1 protein-coding gene is annotated in these 240 nt (G+C 65.0%); it reads left to right on the top strand.

The features are described from left to right. The coding region (locus RVY79_RS21325; protein WP_411161782.1) for a hypothetical protein at positions 1-240 on the top strand (240 nt) is incomplete at both ends.

Genomic DNA, 240 nt, shown 5'->3' with positions numbered 1-240 from the left:
GCCGTGTCGAAAAACTCGTGCTGATCGACTCGGCGGGCTTCCCGATGAAGCTGCCGATCTACATCGACCTGTTCAACCACCTGAGCGTGCGACTGACCTCGCCGTGGATGCTGCCCGAAGGCATCATCCGCGCCGCCACGCGCGATGTGTATGGCGACCCGTCGCGTGTGTCGGAACCCACGCTGCGCCGCTACGCCGATTTCTTCTACGCCGACGGTGCCCGCCAGGCCATCGGCCTGA

Origin of the sequence: Chromohalobacter sp. HP20-39, assembly GCF_033052815.1 — a bacterium.
In the GTDB taxonomy this organism is placed as follows: Bacteria; Pseudomonadota; Gammaproteobacteria; order Pseudomonadales; family Halomonadaceae; genus Chromohalobacter.
The sequence above is the reverse complement of the archived record's forward strand: the minus strand, read 5'-3'. Positions and strand labels throughout refer to the sequence as shown.